The 23,643-nt window shown below is 63.3% G+C and carries 23 protein-coding genes; 19 read left to right on the top strand and 4 right to left on the bottom strand.

Features of this window, described 5'->3' with window-relative positions; all coding sequences use genetic code 11:
* Positions 1-16: 16 nt before the first annotated feature.
* The 8 genes from BGK68_RS17235 (at position 17) to BGK68_RS17270 (ending at position 8,937) form a co-directional block, all read left to right on the top strand.
* Positions 17-1,096 (top strand): protein-glutamate methylesterase/protein-glutamine glutaminase, encoded by a 1,080-nt coding sequence (locus tag BGK68_RS17235; protein ID WP_075258093.1) that lies wholly within the window; start codon positions 17-19, stop codon positions 1,094-1,096.
* A 173-nt stretch (positions 1,097-1,269) separates the two neighbouring features.
* Positions 1,270-1,665 carry a chemotaxis response regulator CheY gene (gene cheY, locus BGK68_RS17240; RefSeq protein WP_006712751.1) on the top strand — a complete coding sequence of 132 codons (396 nt, stop codon included), beginning with the start codon at positions 1,270-1,272 and terminating at the stop codon, positions 1,663-1,665.
* Positions 1,658-2,317 (top strand): protein phosphatase CheZ, encoded by a 660-nt coding sequence (cheZ, locus tag BGK68_RS17245; protein WP_075258094.1) that lies wholly within the window; start codon positions 1,658-1,660, stop codon positions 2,315-2,317. Before cheY ends, cheZ begins: the two co-directional genes overlap by 8 nt.
* A 274-nt stretch (positions 2,318-2,591) precedes the next feature.
* On the top strand, positions 2,592-3,767 hold the full coding sequence (gene flhB / locus BGK68_RS17250; protein WP_075258095.1) for a flagellar biosynthesis protein FlhB: 1,176 nt from the start codon (positions 2,592-2,594) through the stop codon (positions 3,765-3,767).
* A 2-nt stretch (positions 3,768-3,769) separates the two neighbouring features.
* Positions 3,770-5,887 (top strand): flagellar biosynthesis protein FlhA, encoded by a 2,118-nt coding sequence (gene flhA / locus BGK68_RS17255; RefSeq protein WP_075258096.1) that lies wholly within the window; start codon positions 3,770-3,772, stop codon positions 5,885-5,887.
* Positions 5,884-7,362 (top strand): flagellar biosynthesis protein FlhF, encoded by a 1,479-nt coding sequence (flhF, locus tag BGK68_RS17260; RefSeq protein WP_075258097.1) that lies wholly within the window; start codon positions 5,884-5,886, stop codon positions 7,360-7,362. Before flhA ends, flhF begins: the two co-directional genes overlap by 4 nt.
* Before the next feature lie 34 nt (positions 7,363-7,396).
* Positions 7,397-8,197, top strand: coding sequence for a MinD/ParA family ATP-binding protein (locus tag BGK68_RS17265; RefSeq protein WP_075258098.1), 801 nt, complete (start codon positions 7,397-7,399; stop codon positions 8,195-8,197).
* 5 nt (positions 8,198-8,202) lie between these two features.
* Complete coding sequence (locus tag BGK68_RS17270) at positions 8,203-8,937, top strand: RNA polymerase sigma factor FliA (RefSeq protein ID WP_013234015.1); 735 nt, start codon at positions 8,203-8,205, stop codon at positions 8,935-8,937.
* A gap of 80 nt (positions 8,938-9,017) precedes the next feature.
* Here the strand turns inward: BGK68_RS17270 and BGK68_RS17275 are convergent, their stop codons facing one another.
* The 3 genes from BGK68_RS17275 to flgA form a co-directional block, all read right to left on the bottom strand.
* Positions 9,018-9,476, bottom strand: a complete 459-nt coding sequence (locus BGK68_RS17275; protein ID WP_075258099.1) for a flagella synthesis protein FlgN — start codon at positions 9,474-9,476, stop codon at positions 9,018-9,020.
* Between the two features lie 23 nt (positions 9,477-9,499).
* Positions 9,500-9,817, bottom strand: a complete 318-nt coding sequence (flgM, locus tag BGK68_RS17280; protein WP_075258100.1) for a flagellar biosynthesis anti-sigma factor FlgM — start codon at positions 9,815-9,817, stop codon at positions 9,500-9,502.
* Between the two features lie 183 nt (positions 9,818-10,000).
* Complete coding sequence (gene flgA, locus BGK68_RS17285) at positions 10,001-10,738, bottom strand: flagellar basal body P-ring formation chaperone FlgA (protein ID WP_075259874.1); 738 nt, start codon at positions 10,736-10,738, stop codon at positions 10,001-10,003.
* A gap of 210 nt (positions 10,739-10,948) precedes the next feature.
* Here flgA and flgB point away from each other — a divergent pair, with 210 nt between their 5' ends.
* The 11 genes from flgB to flgL all read left to right on the top strand — a co-directional run bounded on the left by flgB (position 10,949) and on the right by flgL (position 22,138).
* Positions 10,949-11,377, top strand: a complete 429-nt coding sequence (gene flgB / locus BGK68_RS17290; RefSeq protein WP_075258101.1) for a flagellar basal body rod protein FlgB — start codon at positions 10,949-10,951, stop codon at positions 11,375-11,377.
* Between the two features lie 6 nt (positions 11,378-11,383).
* Entirely contained in the window at positions 11,384-11,788 is a 405-nt protein-coding gene (gene flgC, locus BGK68_RS17295; protein ID WP_075258102.1) for a flagellar basal body rod protein FlgC, read from the top strand.
* A 10-nt stretch (positions 11,789-11,798) separates the two neighbouring features.
* Positions 11,799-12,521 carry a flagellar hook assembly protein FlgD gene (locus BGK68_RS17300; RefSeq protein WP_075258103.1) on the top strand — a complete coding sequence of 241 codons (723 nt, stop codon included), beginning with the start codon at positions 11,799-11,801 and terminating at the stop codon, positions 12,519-12,521.
* 39 nt (positions 12,522-12,560) lie between these two features.
* Positions 12,561-13,859: a flagellar hook protein FlgE gene (gene flgE / locus BGK68_RS17305; RefSeq protein WP_075258104.1), complete on the top strand. Its 1,299-nt coding sequence runs from the start codon at positions 12,561-12,563 to the stop codon at positions 13,857-13,859.
* Between the two features lie 114 nt (positions 13,860-13,973).
* Entirely contained in the window at positions 13,974-14,711 is a 738-nt protein-coding gene (gene flgF, locus BGK68_RS17310) for a flagellar basal-body rod protein FlgF (RefSeq protein ID WP_075258105.1), read from the top strand.
* A 37-nt stretch (positions 14,712-14,748) separates the two neighbouring features.
* Positions 14,749-15,531: a flagellar basal-body rod protein FlgG gene (gene flgG, locus BGK68_RS17315; RefSeq protein ID WP_013234024.1), complete on the top strand. Its 783-nt coding sequence runs from the start codon at positions 14,749-14,751 to the stop codon at positions 15,529-15,531.
* Positions 15,532-15,596: 65 nt separating this feature from the next.
* The gene (locus BGK68_RS17320; RefSeq protein WP_013234025.1) at positions 15,597-16,256 is read left to right on the top strand and encodes a flagellar basal body L-ring protein FlgH; all 660 of its coding nucleotides are present in this window, start codon (positions 15,597-15,599) and stop codon (positions 16,254-16,256) included.
* A gap of 38 nt (positions 16,257-16,294) precedes the next feature.
* Positions 16,295-17,425, top strand: coding sequence for a flagellar basal body P-ring protein FlgI (locus BGK68_RS17325; protein WP_075258106.1), 1,131 nt, complete (start codon positions 16,295-16,297; stop codon positions 17,423-17,425).
* A gap of 92 nt (positions 17,426-17,517) precedes the next feature.
* Positions 17,518-18,492 (top strand): flagellar assembly peptidoglycan hydrolase FlgJ, encoded by a 975-nt coding sequence (gene flgJ / locus BGK68_RS17330; protein ID WP_075258107.1) that lies wholly within the window; start codon positions 17,518-17,520, stop codon positions 18,490-18,492.
* A gap of 154 nt (positions 18,493-18,646) precedes the next feature.
* A complete protein-coding gene (gene flgK / locus BGK68_RS17335; RefSeq protein WP_075258108.1) occupies positions 18,647-20,983 on the top strand; it encodes a flagellar hook-associated protein FlgK in 2,337 nt (778 codons plus the stop codon).
* A 21-nt stretch (positions 20,984-21,004) separates the two neighbouring features.
* The gene (flgL, locus tag BGK68_RS17340) at positions 21,005-22,138 is read left to right on the top strand and encodes a flagellar hook-associated protein FlgL (RefSeq protein ID WP_075258109.1); all 1,134 of its coding nucleotides are present in this window, start codon (positions 21,005-21,007) and stop codon (positions 22,136-22,138) included.
* A 99-nt stretch (positions 22,139-22,237) separates the two neighbouring features.
* Here flgL and BGK68_RS17345 read toward each other — a convergent pair whose 3' ends face one another.
* A complete protein-coding gene (locus tag BGK68_RS17345) occupies positions 22,238-23,635 on the bottom strand; it encodes an efflux transporter outer membrane subunit (protein ID WP_407645702.1) in 1,398 nt (465 codons plus the stop codon).
* Between the last annotated feature and the right edge of the window lie 8 nt (positions 23,636-23,643).

The following is a 23,643-nucleotide window of genomic DNA, read 5'->3' on the forward strand; positions in this document are numbered from 1 at the left end:
TTTGAGTGATTGAGTGATGAAAATTAAAGTTCTTATCGTTGACGACTCGGCGCTGATCCGCAGCGTCATGCGCGAAATCATCGGCAGCCAGCCGGACATGGAAGTGGTCGGCGTAGCGCCGGACCCCATCATTGCGCGCGAGCTGATCAAGCAGACCAATCCCGACGTGCTCACGCTGGACGTGGAAATGCCGCGCATGGATGGTCTGGACTTCCTCGAGAAGCTCATGCGCCTGCGCCCCATGCCGGTGGTGATGGTGTCCTCGCTGACCGAGCGCGGGTCGGAAATCACCCTGCGCGCGCTGGAGCTGGGCGCGATCGATTTCGTGACCAAGCCCAAGATCTCCATCCAGAGCGGCATGCAGGAATATGCCGACATGATCGCCGACAAGATCCGCGCCGCCGCCAAGGCGCGTGTGCGGGCGCGTCCGTCGCGCAGCGCCGAGCAGGCGGCCGGGGGCGGTAATGAAGCCTTGCCGCAGATCCGCAATCCCCTGACCAGTAGTGAAAAGCTGATCATCATCGGCGCCTCCACGGGCGGCACTGAAGCGATCAAGGAATTCCTCATCCGCATGCCATCGGATTGCCCCGGCATCCTGATCACCCAGCACATGCCCGAGGGCTTCACCCGTTCCTTCGCCCAGCGCCTGAACAACCTGTGCAAGATCTCGGTGGTGGAATCGGCCGGCAATGAACGGGTGCTGCCGGGTCACGCCTATATTGCGCCGGGCCATTCGCACCTGAAGCTGGTGCGCAGCGGCGCCAACTACATGACCCAGCTCGACCAAGGGCCGCCGGTGAACCGCCATCGTCCCTCGGTGGATGTGCTGTTCCAGTCGGCGGCGACCTGCGCCGGCAAGAACGCCGTGGGCGTGATCCTGACCGGCATGGGCAAGGATGGCGCGCAGGGCATGCTGGAAATGCGCAATGCCGGTGCCTACAATTTTGCCCAGGACGAGGCTTCCTGCGTGGTCTTCGGGATGCCGCGGGAAGCCATCGCCGTGGGGGCAGCCCATGAAGTGCTGGCCCTGCAGGCCATGCCGGGCCGGGTGCTGGCGTGGCTGGCGGAACACGGAAGCCGGGCGCTGCGGGTCTGAAACGCGGTTGCCGCACGCATTGTGCTGCCTTTTTTGGTTTTGCTGCACTACAATGCCGTGGCAACCGAGAGGGAAGCGAGCGCCAGGGCGCTTGCCCATAACAGGTGGCGGCTCAAGTTCGTATCCGGGCTTGCCGTTAACCAAGAATTCAATTGAATAGATGGAGTCTTAGCATGTCGGGTCCCAATACCAAGTTCTTAGTCGTCGATGATTTCTCGACCATGCGCCGCATCGTGCGCAACCTGCTCAAGGAATTGGGCTACACCAACGTCGATGAGGCTGAAGACGGCGTGCAGGCCCTGCAGAAGCTGCGCAGCGACCAGTTCGACTTCGTGGTCTCCGACTGGAACATGCCCAACATGGACGGCCTGACCATGCTGCAGGAAATCCGCAAGGACCCGGCGCTGTCCAAGCTGCCGGTGCTGATGGTGACGGCCGAAGCCAAGAAGGAAAACATCGTCGCCGCCGCCCAGGCCGGCGCCAACGGCTACGTGGTCAAGCCTTTCACCGCCGCCACGCTGGATGAAAAGCTGGGCAAGATCTTCGAGAAGATGGCAGCAGGTGGCTGACGTGGACAACGGCGTCAATCCCGTCCGCAACCCTTCGGCCGACGGCGCCGGGGTCGGCGAAGAGGTGCTGGTGCGCATCGGGCACATGACCCGCAACCTGCACGACAGCCTGCGCGGCCTGGGTTTCGACCGCCTGCTCGAAAAAGCCGCCAGCGACATGCCGGATGCGCGCGACCGCCTCGAGTATGTGGCGCGCATGACCGAGCAGGCCGCCCAGCGCGTGCTCAACGCCACCGAGCTGGCCAGCCCCTTGCAGGATCGCATCAGCGAAGGCGCTGCCGACCTCAAGGCGCAGTGGGATGCGGCCACCGCCGGCAGCTTCTCCGAAGAGGCCTGCCGCGCCCTGGCTGCCCGCACCACCAGCTTCCTGGCCCAGGCCAGCGAGGACAGCAGCGTGACCAAGCAGCAACTGCTGGACATCATGATGGCCCAGGACTTCCAGGACCTGACCGGTCAGGTCATCAAGCGTGTGACCAAGCTGGCGCATGATCTGGAGTCGCAACTGGTGCAGTTGCTGGTGGACTATGCGCCATCGGAAGCCAAGCGCGAGGATACGGGCCTGCTCAACGGCCCGCAGATCGATCCGGCCGGCAAGGACGTGATCGCCAACCAGGGGCAGGTCGATGACCTGCTGGAGAGCCTGGGTTTCTGAGCTCTCTGCCGGATGGGGTGTTGTTGTCAAGGCAATTCCCCATCCTTTGTTGTGCTGGCAACACATTCCTCCCTCATTATCCCGTTCCGAGACGTGGCGTACTGCCACAGGCAGAGCCTTGCGTTTTTGCCTAGTCCGAAATGGGGGACCTTTCCGCCCTTATTCCCCTGATGCCCGCGCTGGCTGCTCGCCAATAATCCTACCCTATTGTTCGATAAATCCGTCCAGCGCACGCGACGCCGGGCGGGCAGCAGTTTAGCAGGGGGTGCGGCGCATGGCCGAAGACAGCGACATGGAGCGGACAGAACCCGCCACGGGCAAACGCATAGAGCGTGCCCGTGAGCAGGGTGATGTGCCGCGTTCGCGCGAACTGGCCACCTGCCTGGTGCTGCTGGTCGGCGGCAGTTGCGTCTGGATGTTCAGCGGCCCGGTGGTGACCAGCCTGGACCGCGTCATGGTGGCCATGATGAGCCTGGAACGGGCGGCCATCTATGACCCGGTGGTGCTGATGAACCTGATGAGCGCGCGCTGTCTGGATGTGGCCATCGCGGTCATTCCGCTGGCCTTCCTGATGACCCTGGCGGCCATGGCCGCGCCGCTGACGCTGGGCGGCTGGCTGTTCAATGTCAGCTCGCTGGCGCCCAAGTTCAGCAAGCTCAATCCGATCAGCGGGTTTGCCAACATGTTTTCGATCAATTCCCTGGTCGAATTGGGCAAGGCCGTCCTCAAGACCCTGCTGGTGGGAACGGTGGCCTGGGTGACCATACGCAGCCAGCTCGATGCGGTCATGGGGCTGGGGGTGGAGTCGCTCAAGACGGCGGGCGCCCACGCCGCGCAATTGCTCTGGATCAGCTTCATCACCATGGTCAGCGCGCTGATCTTCATTGCCGTGCTGGATGTGCCTTACCAGCTCTGGAATTACGGCCGCAAGCTGCGCATGACGCGCGAAGAGGTCAAGCAGGAACACAAGGAATCCGAAGGTGACCCCCACATCAAGGGCAAGATCCGCGCGATGCAGCGCGCCATGGCCCGCCGCCGCATGATGGCCGAGGTGCCGACGGCCGATGTGGTGGTGACCAACCCGACCCACTATGCGGTCGCCCTGAAATACAGCGAAGGCAAGATGGGCGCGCCCAAGGTGGTGGCCAAGGGCAGTGACGAGATCGCTGCCAAGATCCGCGAGCTGGCCCGCGAACATCGCGTGCCGCTGCTGGAAGCACCACCGCTGGCGCGTGCCCTGCATACCCATACCGAGATCGGTGACGAGATTCCCGAGGCCCTCTACACCGCCGTGGCCGAGGTGCTGGCCTATGTGTTCCAGCTGCGCACCTACGGCCAGTTTGGCGGCACGCGTCCGGTCGAACCGACCGGGCTGGAAGTACCCAAGGAACTCGACCCGCTCACCGCGCCCAAGAAACCGCGCGGCTCACAGCGTAGAACCAGGCAGTAACGATGGCAACCAAACTCAATACCATGAAAATCCCGGCCTGGGTGCCGGTCAAGAACGCCAAGGCCATGGCGGCCCCCATCCTCATCGTCATGATGCTGGCGATGATGGTGCTGCCGCTGCCGGCCTTCATGCTGGACCTGCTGTTCAGCTTCAACATCTCGCTGTCGGTGATCGTGCTGATGACCGCGCTCTATACCGTCAAGCCGCTGGACTTCATCGCCTTCCCGGCGGTGCTGCTGGTCTCGACCATGCTGCGCCTGTCGCTCAACGTGGCCTCCACCCGTGTCGTGCTGACCGAAGGCCATACCGGCCCGGACGCCGCCGGCAAGGTGATCGAGGCCTTCGGTCACTTCCTCATCGGTGGCAACTACACGGTCGGTATCGTGGTGTTCGTGATCCTGACCATCATCAACTTCATGGTTGTGACCAAGGGTGCTGGCCGTATCGCTGAAGTGGGCGCGCGCTTCACCCTGGACGCCATGCCCGGCAAGCAGATGGCCATCGACGCCGACCTCAACGCCGGCTTGATCGGTGAGCCCGAAGCCCGCGCCCGCCGCAAGGAAGTGGCGCAGGAATCCGAGTTCTACGGCGCCATGGACGGTGCTTCCAAGTATGTGCGCGGCGACGCCGTGGCCGGCATCATCGTTACCGTCGTCAACATCGTCGGCGGCCTGGTGGTGGGCATGGTGCAGCACGACCTGGCCTTCGACGCCGCCCTGAAGAACTACACCTTGCTGGCCATCGGTGACGGCCTGGTGGCGCAGATCCCCTCGCTGATCATTTCCACCGCCGCCGGTGTGGTGGTCTCGCGCGTGGCCAACGACCAGGACGTGGGCGGCCAGCTGATCAATCAGCTCTTCGCCAAGCCGGAAGTGCTCTACATTACCGCCGTCATCATCGGCGGCATGGGTCTCATCCCCGGCATGCCGCACATCGCCTTCATCCTGCTGGCCGCAGCCATGGGCGGTGGCGCCTACGCCATCAGCAAGCGCGTCGAAAAGGCCAAGACCGAGGCCGCTGCCAGCCAGGCGCAGGCGGCCGCCGGCGGCGGCGCGGCGGCGGCCCCGCAGGAAAGCGAAGAGGCCACCTGGAACGACGTCATGCCGGTCGATACCCTCGGCCTGGAAGTGGGTTATCGTCTCATCCCGCTGGTGGACAAGGGGCAGGGCGGCGAGTTGCTCAAGCGCATCAAGGGCATCCGCAAGAAATTCGCCCAGGAAGTGGGCTTCCTGTCGCCGCCGATCCATATCCGCGACAATCTGGAATTGAAACCCTCGGCCTATCGCATTACCCTCAAGGGAGTGGAAGTCGGCAACGGCGAGGCCCATGCTGGTCAGTATCTGGCCATCAATCCCGGCATGGTGACCGGTCCCTTGCCGGGCATGATGACCACCGACCCGGCCTTCGGGCTGCCGGCGGTGTGGATCGACAATGGTCTGCGCGAGCAAGCCTCTACCATGGGTTACACCGTGGTCGATGCCGGCACCGTGGTGGCCACGCACCTGAACCACCTGATCACCACCCATGCTGCAGAGCTGCTGGGACGCCAGGAGGTGCAGAGCCTGCTGGACCACCTCGCCAAGGATGCGCCCAAGCTGGTCGAGGACCTGGTGCCCAAGATGCTGCCGCTGGGCAGCCTGCAGAAGGTGTTGCAGAACCTGCTTGCCGAAGGCGTGCATATCCGCGATATGCGCACCATCATCGAGACCCTGGCCGAGCACGCCGCGCGCATCCAGGATCCGACCGACCTCACCGCGATCGTGCGTATCGCGCTGGGCCGGGCGATCGTGCAGCAGATGTTCCCGGGCGAAACCGAGTTGCCGGTCATGGCGCTCGATTCCAAGCTGGAGCGTCTGCTCATGCAGGCCCTGCAGGCCAGCGGCGAGTCCGGCGGCATCGAGCCGGGCCTGGCCGATTCGCTGGTGCAGCATACCGAGATAGCGGCGCAGCGCCAGGAACAGATGGGGTATTCGCCGGTGCTGTTGGTGGGCGCGCCCTTGCGTACGCTGCTGGCGCGCTTCCTGCGCCGGGCCATGCCACAATTGCGCGTGCTGTCGCACGCTGAAGTACCCGAGTCGAAAACGATTAAAGTTACCAGCCTAGTTGGAGGGCAAGCATGAACGTCAAGAAATTTATCGCCAATTCTTCTCGCGAGGCCTGGCGCCAGGTCCGCGAGGCGCTTGGGCCGGATGCCGTCATTCTCTCCAACCGCAATATTCCTGACGGGGTGGAAATCCTGGCCATGGCCAATGAGGATATGACGACCCTGGTCGCGCCCACCGGTGCGCGCGCCCCGTCAGGTCGTCCCCAGCCCGCCTCGCTGCAGCAGCAGTCGGGCTTGCCGCCGGCGCAGCAGCCACGCCGTCCGGCCCTGTTGTCTTCGCCGCCGGCGCAAGCCCGCCCGGCGCGGGACAGCGCTCCCTTGCTGGACCAGCCCGGCAGCGAACGCGGCCAGGGTCGCGCCGAGGCCGCGCCGGCGGCCGATGCCCGCGTCTGGCGCAACCGCACCCGCGACAGCGCTCAGCGTCGTCCTGCCACTTCGGCCGCCGCCCAGCAGGGGCACGAGCAGGAGCAGGACCGTCCGCGTTCGGCCCTGCCTGAATTCGATGGCAAGGACTACGACGAGATTCTCTCCGAGGTCATGAGCGAGATCCGCTCCATGCGCGGCGTGCTGGAAACCCAACTGGCCGAGATTTCCTGGGGCGGCACGCAGAAGCGTGAACCGCTCAAGGGCATCGTCCTGAAGGAAATGCTGGCGGCCGGCTTCTCGGCCAGCCTGTCGCGTCTGATCACGGAAAACCTGCCGGCCAATTCCAAGTCCCAAGACATCATGTTCTGGGTCAAGTCGGTGCTGGCCCGCAACCTCAACACCCTGGCCAACGAAAACGAATTGCTGGAAAACGGCGGCGTCTTCGCCATGGTCGGCCCCACCGGCGTGGGCAAGACCACCACCACCGCCAAGCTGGCGGCGCGCTGCGTGATGCGCCACGGCTCCGGCAAGCTGGCCCTGATCACCACCGACGGCTACCGTATCGGCGGCTACGAACAGTTGCGCATCTACGGCAAGATCCTGGGCGTGATGGTGCACTCGGTCAAGGACGAGACCGACCTGCGCATTGCGCTGGAAGAGTTGAAGGGCAAGCACACCGTATTGATCGACACCGCCGGTGTGGGCCAGCGCGACCAGATGGTGGCCGAGCAGGACGCCATGCTCACCGGCGCCGGCGTGGACATCAAGCGCCTGCTGTGCCTGAACGCCACCGCCACTGGCGGCACCTTGAACGAGGTGGTGCATGCCTATTCCAGCTCCGGCCTGGCCGGCTGCATCATCACCAAGCTCGACGAAGCGGCCACCATCGGCAATGTGCTGGACGTGGTGATCCGTCACAAGCTCAACCTGCACTACGTGGCCAACGGCCAGCGCGTGCCTGAAGACCTGCATGTGGCCAACAAGCTCTACCTGGCCGACCGCGCCTTCAAGCAGAAGCGCGAGACTGCGCCTTTCGAATTCCAGGAGGGTGAGTTACCCGGCGTGATCGGTCCCACCGCCATGTCCATGAATGACAAAGGTCTGCGCGAGGTGAGCTTTGGCTAGTTACGATGGCGACCAGGCCGCTGGATTGCGCCGGATGCTGGAGCGTCCGGTCCCCAGGCTGTTTACCTTCTTCTCCGTGCTAGGGGAGGAAGACAAGAGCGCCATGCTCATCAATCTCGCAGCTTCGCTGGCGCAGGCCAAGCATAGCGTGCTGGTCATCGATGGCGATGTGGCCACCACCGGGCTGCTCACCCGCATCGGTTTGCGCCACGACGTGGCCACGCTGCAGGAGGTGGCGCGCATGGAGCGTGCACCGCGCGAAGCGACCCGCATGTTGCCGGAAGGTTTTTCGATGGCGCGCATTGCGCGGCGCAGCGTTCCTTCTGCCAGCGATCCGCAGGCCGGGCAACTGGCGGAGATCTTCGACAGCCTCATCGAGCAGGCCGAGATCACCCTGGTCAATGGCGTGCTGTCGGCGGACCAGTCGCTGCCGGTGCCGACCATGGAGATGGGGGAGATCGTGATCCAGGTCTCGACCACGGCGTCCTCGATCAAGGCTGCCTATGTGCTGCTCAAGAGCCTGAGCGACCGCATTGGTCGTCGTCCGTTCAGTCTCATCGTCAATGATGCGACCGAAGCCGAGGCGCGCACCGTCTACGCCAACATGGCGCAGGCGGCCAGCCGCTACCTGGCGGCGCAGCTCGATTACCTGGGCGCCATCCCGGCCGACGACCATATCCGTCGCGCCACCGGGCAGGGGCGCGCGGTGATGGATGTGTTTCCGTTCGCGACGGCGGCGCTGGCTTTCCAGCGCCTGTCCAAGAAATTCACCGCAGCCGAATCGGCGCGCAGCACTTACGGGATGGCGACCGACGGTGCGAGTCTGGGAGTGTGACGTGCATGTATAACGTCAAGGGAAAAAAAGGCAAGAACGATTTGCTGGAGCAGCATGCGCCGCTGGTGAAGAAGCTGGCGCATCAGCTCAAGGCAAAGTTGCCTCCCAGCGTGGAGGTGGACGACCTCATCCAGGCCGGCATGATGGGCCTGCTCGATGCCGTCAACCGCTACGAGGAAACCCATGGCGCCCAGTTCGAGACCTATGCCGTGCAACGTATTCGCGGTGCCATGCTCGATGAGCTGCGCAGCAGCGACTGGCTGCCGCGCAGCATCCGCCAGAACGCCCGCAAGGTCGAAGAAGCCATGCAGACGTTGCTGCAGCAGTTGGGGCGGCAGCCGAAGGAAGCCGAGCTGGCGCAGCACATGCAGATCAGTCTGGAGGACTATCAGTCCCTGCTGAGCGAATGCGGCGGCCATCAGTTGATCTACTACGAAGATTTCCATGACGACGACGGCGGCCACGAGCACTTCCTGGACCGTCACCAGACCTCGGACTCGGACGATCCTCTGCAGAACCTGATCAATGGCGGCTTCCGCGAAGCGGTGGTGGATTCGATCAAGGCTCTGCCCGAGCGCGAGCAGATCCTGATGGCGCTGTATTACGAGCAGGAGATGAATCTCAAGGAAATCGGCGCCGTGATGGGGGTGTCCGAGTCGCGCGTCTGCCAGCTGCACAGCCAGGCCATTTCACGCATGCGCTCCTATCTGCGCGAGCATTCCTGGAGCGGCGTGGCCTGATACGGATCCCGCCCATCATGCAAAAAGCCCGGCAATGCCGGGCTTTTGGTTTTCTGCTGAAGCGGAAAGGGGTGGCGGCGTTACACCACACCCAGCCTGCGGCCCGATGCGCTGATGCTGTTCTGGCCATCGGGGCCATAGAAATTGCCGGCGCCGGTCTTGCCTTGCAGTATGGTCAGGGCGCTCTGGTTGAGCGAGATCTTCTTGCCGATCAGCAGGCCGTTGACGCGGTTCAGTTCCTTGGCGTCCTGCGCCAGTTCGAACAGGGCCGCCCAGTGCTCGCGGTCGGCCTCGCTGCCGCGCTCATTCATCCACTTCTGCATGCCGGCTTCGTCTTCGCTGTAGCCCAGCTGGCCTAGCAGGGTATGGCGGTTGCCGGCCAGGGTGGCCATGTCGGCGACGATGGTGGCTTTTTCGGAGATGACCTCGGTCAGTCCTTCTGGCGTGGCGTCGGCCAGCAGAGCCTGTTCCTGGCGCAGTTTTTCGACCAGGCGCGACAAGGCCGCTTGTTCCTGTTGCAGTTGGCTAGCCGGGTTCATGCAGATCAATCCTGTACTGGGGATCAGGCGCGACGGGCGTTGATCAGGGTCTTGACGGTGTCGATGAGGCCGTTGGCCACTTTGTCGGCGTCGATCTGGAAGGTGCCATTGGCGATGGCGGCCTTGATTTCGGCGACTTTCTTGGCATCGAAGCTGCCGCTGCTGCTGCTGACCTTGGTTTCCAGCGACTGGTAGGTCGCCGACAGGCGCACGCTGTCGGAGGCGGCAGAGCTGGCGGCGCTGTTGCCGGCAGTCGCGCCCGCCTGGGCGTTGTTGCGAGGCTGGGCCTGGGTCTGCTCAGTGTTGAGCGCGGCGGATTTGAGGGCGTCGTTAACGTTCACGGCAGTATTCCTTGTAGGGTGGGGGCGCTTTGCACCCGCCTGTCGCATTGATTATCGACCATTTCCGCGCAAACTTTAACAGCCAGCGCATCTAATTGAGGGGTGTGAAGGATATTTCTTCACATTCTCTCATGTGACGAGACCCGAGGAGGAATTGCCCTGTATTAATTTTATAGCTGATTTTCAATAGTTGATTTCCAGAATCCCGCCAGCCTTGGCAATACCGCTGACCACCTGGCCCGCAGCGGTGCGCGCCTGCGTCATCTGGCCCTCGTTGGCATTGGACAGTGCGCGCGCCTCGGTGGAAATCTGGAAGCCGGGGCCATTGGAGACCACGCGCACCGACTGGCCCTGCTGGACCACCCGCTGGTTGCGGATGGCGTCCATGCGCAAGGGCGTGCCAGCGCGCAACGACATGCCGGCCACACGGCCAATGACCTGCGATTCTTCGGTGATCACGCCAGCCGGCAGGGCCGACATGTCGCCCCGCACCCGGCTGATGTCGCCGGCGCTGATGGTCTGACCCTGGGCCAGCGGCACGGCGGCGATCAGGTAGTCCGAGATCACCTGGACGTTGGCGCGCACGTAGAGGGTCCACGGAGAGGGAGCGATGCATTTCACGCCCACCGAGGTGCGGCCCCACAGGCGCGCGCCATTTGGCATGAAGGCCTGGGGATCCAGGCAGGCCGGCAACACCATGCGCTGATCGATCGGGTCGGTCTGAATGGTGATGCTGCCCGGCAGTCCGGCGGTCTGGGCCTTGAGGAATTGCTCGGCCGTTTGTTGCACGATCTGCAAGTCCTGGCGTTGCGGGGCATTGGGATCGTTTTGCGCCGAGGCGGGAGACAAGGCCAGCATTCCGCCAGCCAGCAAGGCCAAGGCGGCGCAGGCGTGACGCAATGCGCGGAGAAGGTGTTTCATCTTGAGCAACTTGTCCCAAGGGGACATTGGCGAATCTTGGCAGCAATGTTACTTCGCGCGCGCGAGCTCAAAAGGGCAAACAGGGGAGGCTTTTCTCTCTTTATCGCCCCTTAGAGTCGCGGGTGGAAACGTATGATCAAGCCTACGTAATTCCATCATCGGCGTAGTGCGCGAACAGCGCGGGCGGCGCCGGGTTATCTGGAGGGCCTGATGGTCTCTAAGCTAGACGATTTCTTCCGCTTCAATGAGATGGCGATGAACCTGCGCGCCCAGCGCCAGCAGGTGCTGGCGTCCAACATTGCCAATGCGGATACCCCCAACTACAAGGCGCGCGACGTCAATTTCGCCGATGCGCTCAAGAACGCCCTCGACAACAAGGCCACCGCCATGCCGCCGCTGGAGCTGGCGCGTACTGCTGCGTCCCATGTGGCGGGAACGGCGCCCGAGACCGGACCCGGCAGCATCGGCGGCTCGCCGCTGCAGTACCGTGGCGTGGCCCAGGGCAGCGTGGACGGCAACACCGTCGATCTGGATGTGGAACGCAATGAATTCGTCGACAACGGCCTTCGCTACGAAGCCGGCGTCACTGCTGTGAACGGCCAGATCAAGGCCATGCTCAACGCCATCCAACCGGGCTGATAAACCATGTCTCTTTCCAATATCTTCAACGTCGCTGGGTCGGCCATGAGCGCGCAGTCGCAGCGTCTCAACGCCACCGCCAGCAACATCGCCAACGCCGACAGCGCCACCAGCCCTGACGGTACGCCCTACAAGGCCAAGCAGGTGGTGTTCCAGGCCATCCCGGTGGGCGGCGTCAAGGACAGCGGCGTCAAGGTGGCCGCCGTGGTGGAAGACCAGGCTCCTCCCAAGCTGGTCTACGACCCCAAGCATCCCATGGCTGACGGCAATGGCTACGTGGCCATGCCCAACGTCAACCCGGTCGAGGAAATGGTCAACATGATCTCGGCCTCGCGCTCTTACCAGACCAACGTGGAAACCATGAACACGGCCAAGGCCATGCTGGTCAAGACTCTTACTATCGGACAATAGGACCTGATCAATGGCTACCGTCTCCAATGACCTGCTCACCGCGATGAATGGCACGAGCAGCAGCTCGTCCACTTCCAATTCTTCGGGCCTGACCGACAACAGCCCGGATGCGATCCAGAACCGTTTCCTGACGCTGCTGATGGCGCAGATGAAGAACCAGGATCCGAACAATCCCATGGACAACTCGCAGCTGACCTCGCAGATGGCGCAGCTCTCCACCGTCTCGGGCATCAGCCAGCTCAATAGCACCCTGGCCACGCTGATGGGCAACCTCAATTCGTCCCAGGCGCTGTCCTCGGCCAACATGATCGGCCACAGCGTGCTGGCGCCGGGCAATAGCGTCCAGCTGACCTCCGAGACCACCAAGGACGCCAGCGGCAACGACGTCACCAAGCAGCACGCCGTGATGGGCGTGAACCTGGCCACCAACGCTTCCTCGGTCGTGGTCACGGTCAAGGATTCCACCGGCGCGGTCGTGCGCACCATGGACCTGGGTACGCAGGCTTCCGGCGTGGTGCCGGTGATCTGGGACGGCACCAACGATGCCGGCAGCAAGGCTGCCGATGGCAACTATACCTTCACCGTCACCGCCTCCAACAATGGCACCGCCGTGAACGCCACCGCGCTGGCGTTCGGCACCGTGGCCAGCGTTTCGACCGCTGCGGACGGCATCAAGCTCAACGTCTCCAACATCGGCACCATCAAGCCGACTGACGTTGTGCAAATTCTTTAATCGTTACTACCGACTAATTTCGGGGCAAGGGGATATCTCATGGGTTTTCAACAAGGTCTGAGTGGACTGAACGGCGCTGCCAAGAGCCTGGACGTCATCGGTAATAACGTCGCCAACGCCAGCACGGTCGGCTTCAAGCAGTCGCAGGCGCAATTTGCCGACATGTACGCCAACTCGATGAATCGCTCCGGCAACTCGCCGGTGGGCATCGGTGTAACCGTGGCCAACGTGGCCCAGCAGTTCACGCAAGGCAATATCAGTTCGTCCAACAACCCGCTGGACATCGCCATCAATGGCGACGGTTTCTTCCAGCTCTCGGCCTCGTTGACCAACAAGTCGCCCATGTATGGTCGCAATGGCCAGTTCCAGCTCGACAAGAGCGGCTACATCGTCAACCCCAGCATGAACGGCGCTTACCTGATGGGTTGGGCCGCCGGTGCACAGGGCGGTGATCCGGTGCCGCTGCAGATCGACACCTCGTCCATCCCGGCCACGCCGACGACCACCATCTCGACCAAGGTCAACCTGGACTCGCGCCTGTCGGTGCCGACCACCACCCCGTTCAACGCCGCCGATCCGACCAGCTACAACAGCTCCACCGGCGTGGATCTGTATGACAGCCTGGGCAATCCCTACAGCATGCAGACCTATTATGTGAAGGCTGCACCGACGGGTACGCCTCCGACCACCACCTGGACCGTCTACGCCAAGATCGACAACACCACGCTGAACAACGGCGCCACGCCTGCGGTGCCCGTAGCCCTGGGAACGATGACTTTCGACTCCACCGGCACGATGACCCTGATCAACGGTGCAGCCATCACCGCCACCAACAACACCCTGACCATCCCCGCGGCCCAACTGGCGACCGTGGCCAAGGCTGGTGGCGTGTTCGCAGCGCCGATCAATATTTCCTATGCTGGCTCGACCCAGACCGGTTCGGCCTTCGTCAACCTGGCCCAAGTGCAGAACGGCATGCCGCCGGGCTCCCTGTCGAGCTTCTCGGTGGACAAGGATGGCAGCATCATCGGTTCCTACAGCAACCAGCAGACCAAGAACCTGGGCACCGTGGTGCTGGTGAACTTCGCCAACCCCAACGGCCTGCAACCGCTGGGCAACAACCTGTATCAGGCCAGCAGTGCGGCAGGCAGCCCCCTGGTGGGCAAGCCCACCACCGGCACCTTCGGCACCCTGCAGGCGCGTGCGAAGGAAGACTCCAACGTCGACCTGACCGCCGAGCTGGTCAACATGATCGTGGCCCAGCGTGTCTACCAGGCCAACTCGCAGACCATCAAGGTGCAGGATACCGTGCTGCAGACGCTGGTCAGCCTGCGCTGATAAGGCGGGCAGGGCGCGTCCGCGGGCGCGCATCAAGTACCACGGTCGCCGGCCTTGCCGGCGGCCGGTTTCAACCGGTGGCGCCGCAGGCTGGCGTCACGCCAAAGGGGTTTTATGGATCGTCTGGTCTACACCGCCATGTCGGGCGCCAAGCATACGCTTGAGCAGCAAGCGACCGCCAGCAACAACCTGGCCAATGCTACGACGACGGGCTTTCGCGCCCAGTTGAACACCTTCCGCGCCGCGCCGGTGGTGGGCGATGGCTTGCCCACCCGCACCTTCGTGGTGGATTCGACCGCAGGCAACGATTTTTCGCAAGGGCCGATCCAGGATACTGGTCGCGCTCTGGATGTGGCCGTCCAGGGCCGTGGCTGGATCGCCGTGCAGACCGCCGATGGCGGCGAAGCCTATACCCGCAACGGCAGTTTCAAGATCAACGAGAACGGCATCCTCCAGACCCAGTCCGGCCAGACCGTGCTGGGCGATGCAGGTCCGATCACGATCCCGCCCGACGCCACCGTGGCCATTGCCGCCGACGGTACGGTGTCGGCCATCCCGACCAACGGCATTCCCAATGCGGTTAACGTCTTGGGTCGCATCAAACTGGTCAACCCGGATGAAAAGAACATGAAGCGCGGTGATGACGGCCTGTTTCGCACCATCACCGGCGCAGCACAGCCAGACGCCAATGTGCGCCTGGCCAGCGGTGCACTCGAAGGCAGCAACGTCAATGTGGTGGAGGCGATGGTCAACATGATCAATCTCTCGCGCCAGTTCGAAATGAACATGAAGATGATCCAGACCGCCGAAAGCGATGCGACCAAGGCGACCTCGATCCTGTCGCTGTCCTGATGCACCTGTAGCGTACGCGCTCAATACGGAGAAATAAATGATTCGTTCCCTGTGGATTTCCAAGACCGGCCTGGATGCGCAACAAACGCAACTGGACGTGATCTCCAACAACCTGGCCAACGTCAGCACCAACGGCTTCAAGCGTTCACGCGCGGTCTTCGAAGACCTGCTCTATCAGACTGTGCGCCAGCCCGGCGCCCAGTCTTCGCAGCAGACGCAATTGCCCTCGGGCCTGCAGATCGGTACCGGCGTGCGTCCGGTGGCCACCGAGCGCATCTTCACCCAGGGCAACGTCAACCAGACCAACAATGACAAGGATCTGGCGATCCAGGGCAATGGCTTCTTCCAGATCCTGCTGCCTGACGGCACCACCGCCTATACCCGCGATGGCGCCTTCCAGACCGACAGCCAGGGCCAACTGGTGACCTCCAGCGGCTACACCCTGCAGCCGCCGATCACCGTGCCCTTGAACACCACCAAGCTGACCGTGGGCCGTGACGGCGTGGTCTCCATCATGCAGGCTGGCTCGACGGCCACCACGCAGATCGGCACCATCCAGGTGGCCACCTTCATCAACCCGGCCGGTCTGGAAAGCCGCGGCGAAAACCTCTACATGGAGACCGCCGCCTCCGGTGCGCCCAACCCCAACAACCCCGGCACCAACGGCGCCGGTGCGCTGTGGCAGGGCTACGTGGAAACCTCCAACGTGAACGTGGTGGAAGAACTGGTCAACATGATCCAGACCCAGCGCGCCTACGAAATCAACAGCAAGGCCATCACCACCTCGGATCAGATGCTGGCCAAGCTGTCGCAGCTGTAAGCCGGGCAGGGTAGTTGGATTCATTGAACAAGGTAGTTGGCAGTACAAGCAAGGACGAGGCAGAGATGAAGAGCATGCTGAAATGGGTGACCCTCGCGGGGATATTGGCTGTGGCTGGTTGCACCACCGTGCCCGACAGCATCGTGGCGGGACCGAAGTCGGCGCGCCCGCAGCCTGCCTCCTATGCGCCGCCGACCTCTGGCGCGATCTTCCAGGGCGCGGTCTATCGTCCGCTGCTGGAAGACCGCCGCGCACGCCTGGTTGGCGACACCCTGACCATCGTGATCAATGAGAAGACCAGCGCTGGCAAGTCCGCCGCCAGTTCGGCCAGCAAGACGGGTGCGGTGAATTCGCCGGTGCCGACCTTTTTTGGCACCTCCATCAAGGAATTGACGGCCAACGGCAGTTCCTCGGCCAAGTTCGATGACAAGGGGGCGACCACCTCCAGCAATACCTTCACCGGTACCATCGGCGTGACCGTGGTGGAAGTGCTGCCCAATGGCAACCTGGTGGTGGCCGGCGAGAAACAGGTGGCACTAGACAAGGGCGTGGAGTACGTGCGCTTCTCCGGCACCGTCAGTCCTGACAACATCCAGACCGGTAATACCGTCTCGTCCACCCTGGTGGCCGATGCCAAGGTCGAATATCGTACCAATACCCGCGTGGACATGGCTGACTTCATGTCCTCGCTGGGACGTTTCTTCTTCAGTATTTCTCCTTTCTGATGTGGAGTAGTGTGATGACCCGGAAAGGATTGTTTCCGATGCAATGGACCAGGATAGGCCGCAAGTTGCTGTGTACGGCAGGCGTCGCCGCGCTGGCCCTGGCCGCCGCCATGCCAGCGCAGGCTGAACGGCTCAAGGACCTGGCCAGCATCCAGGGCGTGCGGCAGAACCAGTTGGTGGGCTATGGCCTGGTGGTGGGCCTGGATGGTAGTGGTGACCAGACCACCCAGACACCCTTTACCGTGCAAAGCGTCATCAGCATGCTGCAGCAGCTGGGCGTGAATGTGCCAACCGGCACCAGCAGCAACATGCAGCTCAAGAACGTGGCGGCGGCAATGGTGACGGCCAACCTGCCGGCCTTCGCCCAGCCCGGCCAGTTGATCGACGTGACCGTGTCCTCCATCGGCAATGCCAAGAGCATCCGTGGCGGCACCTTGCTGATGGCGCCCCTGAAGGGTGCGGACGGCCAGATCTATGCGATCGCCCAGGGCAACATCGTGGTCGGTGGCGCGGGTGGGTCGGCGGCGGGTAGCAGCACCATCATCAACCAGCTGTCGGCCGGCCGCATCTCGGGCGGGGCAACGGTGGAACGCGCCGTTCCCAGTTCGCTGGGCACCAGCGACATGATCGTGCTGGAATTGAATGACAACGACTTTTCCACCGCCAGCCGGGTGGTGGATGCGCTTAACAAGCGCTTCGGCAACGAGACCGCCGTGGCGCAGGATGGCCGTGTCATCCGCGTGCGCGCGCCGATCTCCAGTGGTGACCGCGTGGCCTTCCTGGGCGCGCTGGAAAACGTCGATGTGACGCCGGGCAAGCTGGCCGCCAAGGTCATCCTCAATGCGCGCACTGGTTCGGTGGTGATGAACCAGAGCGTCATGCTCGATACCTGCGCAGTCTCGCACGGCAACCTCTCGGTGGTGATCCAGGCCGACAATGCCGTGAGCCAGCCCAATGCCCTGGCCGGTGGCCAGACGGCGGGCGTGCAGAATGCCCAGATCTCGATCAACAAGGAGCCGGGCAAGGTGATGCTGTTGAAGGGCGGTGCTTCGTTGGCCGAGGTGGTCAAGGCGCTCAACGCCATCGGCGCTACGCCCCAGGACCTGCTGGCGATCCTGCAGGCCATGAAGGCGGCCGGTTCGCTGCGGGCTGAACTCGAAGTGATCTGATGTAACAGGACGGACCCGGCAGACCGGCCCAGGTGGCAAGGGTGGCCGGGGCGGCTGCGATCCAACAACAACGTTCTCATCCAAGGTATTCCATGCTCAACAAGATCAACCCATCCAATCCGACAGAAAGTCTGGCCGTCGATGCGAATGGGCTGAACGGCCTGCGCGAGGCGGCCAAGCAGAACTCGCCGGAATCCATCAAGGGCGCGGCCAAGCAGTTCGAGGCCTTGTTCCTGAACATGATGATGAAGAGCATGCGTGACGCCACGCCGCAGAATGGTCCCTTCGACAACGAGCAGACCAAGATGTTTACGTCCATGCTGGACCAGCAGCTCAGCCAGACCCTGGCCCAGCGCGGCGTCGGCCTGGCTGATGTCTTGACGCGCCAGCTCTCGGCCTCGCTGCCCAAGAAGCTGCCGGACGTGCAGGACCTGGATGGCCAGGTGCCGGGCGGCGATGAAGGCTTGCCCATGGGCATCCCGCTGGTCAAGGACATGAGCGAGGCCGACCGGGCCAAGTTCATCCAGAGCTTCGCCAGCCAGCAGGCCGCCGAGAGCACCGACCAGGATGGCCGCAACGGCAAGCAGCGCCGCAGCACCAACAAGCCGGCCCACGTGGAAGCCTTCCAGAACCGTCTGCAGGCCGATGCCGAGATCGCCAGCAAGATGACCGGCATCCCGGCCAAGTTCATGCTGGCCCAGGCGGCACTGGAAACCGGTTGGGGCAAGAAGGAGATCGTCAGCCGCGACGGTCGCTCGGCGCACAACCTGTTCGGCATCAAGGCCACTGGCAACTGGACCGGCAAGGTGGTCGAGGCCACCACCATCGAATACATCAACGGCAAGCCGCAGAAGCGCGTGGAGAAATTCCGCGCCTATGATTCCTATGCGGACGCCTTCAAGGATTACGCCAACTTGCTGCGTAGCAATCCGCGCTACGAGAAGGTGCTGGCCAGCGCCCAGGATGCCCATGGCTTCGCCTATGGCCTGCAGCGCGCCGGCTACGCCACCGACCCGCACTACGCCGAGAAGCTCTCGCGCATCATCCGCCAGTCGCTGTCGGCCTGAGCCAGGACGCGCTGGTGCTGTGAGGCTGCGGCGGCCTGGGCCAGCTCATCGGTACCGGACGGAAACAATTTCGGCCAGTGTCGTCTAAAGTTTTGGCCAATGCTGCCGTTGACTTGGTTATTCCGCTAAAAGCTTTCAGGGACGACAACCTAGCATGGCAACTAATATCTTCAGTATCGGGCAAAGCGCGTTGCAGGCGGCCATGGCGGCGCAGGCCACCACCAGCCACAACATCTCCAACGGCAAGACGCCCGGCTACAATCGCCAGGAAGTCGTGCAAAGCTCGGCAGGCGGCATCAACTATGGCTACGGCTTCGTCGGCCAGGGTACCCAGGTCACCGAGATCAAGCGCGTCTACAACGACTTCCTGAACAAGCAGGCGCTGGCCTCGCAGACCTCGGCCAGCTCGCTGGATTCGTACTATTCCGAGATCTCGCAGATCAACAACATGGTGGCCGACACCAAGGCCGGCCTGTCGCCGGCGCTGCAGGATTTCTTCAGTGCGGTGCAGAACCTGGCCTCCAATCCCAACACCCAGGCGTCGCGCCAGTCGGTGCTGTCGCAGGCCTCCACGCTGGTGGCGCGCATCTCCAGCATCAATGACCAGCTCTCCTCGAGCAGCGCCAGCGTCAACAGCCAGATCACCTCGACCGTCACGTCGATCAATTCCTTCGCGCAGCAGATCTCCCAGCTCAACCAGGCCATCGTCAAGGCCGTCGGCACCGGTGGCGGCCAGCCGCCCAATGATCTGCTGGACCAGCGCGACCAGGTCATCTCCCAGCTCAACAAGCTGGTCAAGATCACCACCGTGCCGCAGGATACCGGCTCGGTGAGCGTGTTCATCGGCACCGGCCAGTCGCTGGTGGCGGGCGAGAATGTCACGCAGATGGTGGTGACCAATTCGCCCACCGATGTCTCGCGTCTGCAGATCGGCCAGGCTATTCCTGGTGGCGGCACCTCGACCATCCCCGACAGCTTCTTCTATGATGGCGGCAGCCTGGGTGGTCTGCTCAAGTATCGTTCCGAAACCCTGGACCCGACCCAGAATGCCCTGGGCCGTATCGCCATCGCCATGGGCACGGCGTTCAACCAGCAGCAGAAGCTGGGCCTGGACCAGAACGGCAACCAGGGTACGGCGCTGTTCAATGTCAGTTCGCCCAACCTGATCGGTTACCCGGGCAACACCGGCACGACCAACCTGACCACCACCATCTCGGATCCGTCGGCACTGACCACCAGCGACTACACGCTGAGCTACGACGGCACCAACTACACCTTTACCCGTCTGTCCGACAACACCAAGACCATCAAGGCGCCCGGCGCCTTCCCGGTCACGCTGGACGGGGTGACCTATTCCAATGGCGCTGCCGCGCCGGGGCCGTTTGCGCCCACCATGGCCAGCGGCAATACCTACAAGATCCAGCCGACCGCCAATGGCGCGGCGGGCTTCTCGCTGGCGCTGAACAATACCCAATTGCTGGCCACGGCCGCCCCGATCGCTACCTCGATCAACGCGACCAACAACGTCAACGCCAGCATGCCGGCGAGCAATACCGGCAACGCCATCATCTCCAACACCTCGCTGGACTCGAGTCAATATCAACAGGGCTCATCGGTGTCCTTCACCGCCGCCCTGGACGCCTCGACGCCGCCCAAGATGCAGTTGTCAGCGGCCTGGACGGGCGCCACGCCGGTCCCTGGTGTGACGGTGAGCTACGCCGATGGCACCACCGCCAGCGTGACAGGCGCAACGCCGTTCGACTACAAGTCGGGCATGACCATCACCAGTGGTGGCGTGACCTACGCCCTGACCGGTTCGCCGGCCGCCGGCGACAAGTTCAACTTCGCACCGGTCTCCGCCAACAAGGGGACGGCCACCATCAGCACCGGTTCGGTTACCCCGGCTTACCTGACCACCACGACGCCGCTGACCAAGCCGACTACGCTGACCTACAACAGCACGGCGGCGCCGCCGGTATTCAACATCTCGCCTGCAGTGCCCGCAGGCGGCGGCACCATCACCCACAAGGATGGCACCACCACCACCATCGCCGGTGGCGCGACCACGCTGTCCTACACGGCAGGCGATAGCTACGAGATCAGCGGCGTGCAGTTCGCCATTTCCGGCCAGCCCGGCAATGGCGACCAGTTCACCATCGCGGCCAATACCAATGCCGCCTCGGACAACCGCAATGCCCTGGCCATGGGCAAGCTGCAGACGGCCAACACCATCAACGGCACCAGCTTCCAGGGTTCGTATTCCCAGCTGGTGGCTACCATCGGCAACAAGACCAACGAGATCAACGTCACCAACACCGCCGAAAAGGCGCGCCTGACCGCGATCCAGAATCAGCAGCAGTCCGAGTCCGGGGTCAACCAGGACGAAGAACTGGCCCATATGATCCAGAACCAGCAGCAGTACCAGGCCGCCGCCAAGATCATCCAGGCGGCCAGCGACATGATCAACGTGCTGCTGTCGTTGGGCCGTTAAACTGATTAGAGGAAGAAGACCATGCGTATTAGCACCCAGATGATCTATCAGTCGAGCAACAACGACCTGACCAGCATGCAGAGCCAGTTCCTGAAGCTGTCGCAGCAGGTGACTGCGCAGCAACGGGTGCTGCTGCCTTCGGATGACCCGGTGGCTGCCGCCCGCGCCCTGGATATGCAGCAGACCGCGGACCTGAACCAGCAGTACAAGGTCAATCGCCAGAACGCCAACAGCGCCTTGGCCAGCGTGCAGGGCAACCTGGAGAGCATGACCAACATGCTGACCAAGTTGAAGTCCAACGTGATCACCGCGGGCAATGCCTCGTATTCGAATACCGAGCGCATCAACATGGCCTCCGAGATCAAGGGCAACCTGGCCGAGGTGCTGGGTTACGCCAATGCCCAGGACGGCCAGGGCAACTACGTTTTCGCCGGTTTCAAGAGCACCACCCAGCCGTTCACCCTCGATGGCACGGGCGGCGTGGTCTACAACGGCGACCAGGGCGCCATGAGCCTGCAGGTCGATTCGACCCGTGTGATGGATATCAGCGCTTCCGGCCAAGCCATCTTCCAGGGCAATGGTCAGGATATCTTCAAGACCATGAACAACTTCATCAACGTCTTGTCGGTGCCCGTGACCGAGGCTGCCAACAAGGCTGATGAGACTGCCGCCAACAACTTCGTCTATCCGGCCGGTTCCGGCCTCACGCCGATTGCCGCCTACAAGACCTCGCTGGCGCAGTTGAATGCGCTGAGCCCCACCGATCCGACCTACCAGGCGGTCTTTACGGCCACGGCAGCCCTCAAGCTGCAGTCTGACGCCGCCGACGCGGCACGCACCCCGGTGGTGGGCAGCCAGGCCGCGCTGGCCCGTAATCTGGCTTCGTTCAATACCCAGATCGACGCGATGCTCAACAACGTGACCACCGCCAAGGCCTCCATCGGTGCGCGCCAGAACGAGCTGGACAATCTGGATGCGGCGGGTGAAGTCAACAAGGAAAACTACACCCAGACCATCAACAACCTGCTGGGCCGCAACCCGTCCGATGTCAACCAGCTCATCAGCGACTACACGCTGACCCAGACCTATCTGTCAGCTGCGCAAAAGGTGTTCGTCACCACCAGCGGCCTGAGCTTGCTGAACTACCTGAAGTAAGTCATCCCGGCCGCTCCCTCAGGATCGCGGCGAGCAAGCAAAAAAGGCGAATCCCTGGGGTTCGCCTTTTTGTTTGATGAGGGGTTTCGCTTGCCGCACTCACTGCGCACCGATGGCCGCAGGCACGTTGGCGTCTCCGCCTAGCGCCTGGTACAGCGTCATCTGGTTCTTCAGCTGGTTCAGGCGCACCTGGGCCAGCGAGATTTCAGCGGTGCGCCGCTTGTCCTGCTGGTCCAGCCAGAGCTGCAAGGTGGCCGAGCCGGCCCGGTAGCGCACTTCCAGCAAGCGTTCGGCGGCCTGCGCGGCGTCCAGGTTGCGCACCAGCAGCGCTTGCTGGCGGGCATACTGCTGGCGCGCCGACAGGGCGTTCTCGACCTCGCTGAAGGCAGTGTAGAGCCCCTTGCGGAAGTTCACCACGGCGCTGTCGAAGTCGGCCTGGGAAATGCCGACCTTGAACTTCATCTCGCTGTGCTGCAGGAAGGGCAGCGTCAGCGCGCCGCCCAGCGTGGCCACGGGATTTTGCACCAGGCGCAGCAGGGCGTCGCTGCTGGTGCCGAGCGTGCCGGTCAGGCTCAGTTGCGGATAATAATTCAGGCGCGCCTGGTCCACGCCCGCCAGGGTGCTACGGATGCGCAATTCAAGCGCGCGCAGGTCGGGCCGCCGCCCCAGCAGTTGCGCCGGCACGCCAGCGGCCAGCACGGGCAGCGCTTGCTCCGGCAGCCGTGCCGGCAGGGCGATGGCCTTGCCGGGCGGCTGGTCGAACAGGATGGAGAGGGCATTGTCGTTCTCCACGCGCTGTTGCACCAGCTCGGTATAGCTCGACTGCTGGCTGTAGAGATTCTGCTGCGCCGACAGCACTTCCACCGATGACACCGCCCCCGCCTGGTATTGGGTGCGCACCAGCTCCAGGGTCTTCTCTGCATAGGCGATGCTCTGTTCGGCCGTGGCCAGGCGCTGGTTCAGGTAGGCCCCGGTCCAGTAGAGATTGGCGGTGGTGCCGATGAGCGTGAGCGCTGCGCTCTGGCGATCCTGCTCGGTGGCCAGGGCTTCCCAGCGGCTGAGGTCGGAGGTGGCTGCCAGACGCCCCCACAGGTCCACTTCATAACTGAGTTTGACCGAGCTCTGGCTGGCGCGCGTGGTGATACGGTCGCCATCGAGCTGCTTGCTGCTGCTTGCTCCCAGGCTGGCGCTGAGCGCCGGCACGAAAGCGTCATCGGCCAGGCCGGCCTGCAGTTGGGCGCGCCTGAGCTTGATGGCCGCCAGGGCCAGGTCATTGTTCTTGCGCAGGGCTTCATCGATGAGCGCGGTCAACGTGGCGTCGCCAAAGCCTTGCCACCAGCGCTGCACGTCAGCTTCGGGCTGGTCGCTGCGTTGCTGCCAGTTGAGCGGCGTCTGGGTGGACACGGGAGTGTAGGCGCTGCGGGTAAGCGGGCTGCAGGCTCCCAGCAGCGTGAGCGCGAGCAGCAGCGAAAGACGGAACGGGACGGGCAGGGACATGGGCAGTG

Source organism: Herbaspirillum camelliae, from assembly GCF_001929405.1.
Lineage (GTDB): Bacteria > Pseudomonadota > Gammaproteobacteria > Burkholderiales > Burkholderiaceae_D > Herbaspirillum > Herbaspirillum seropedicae.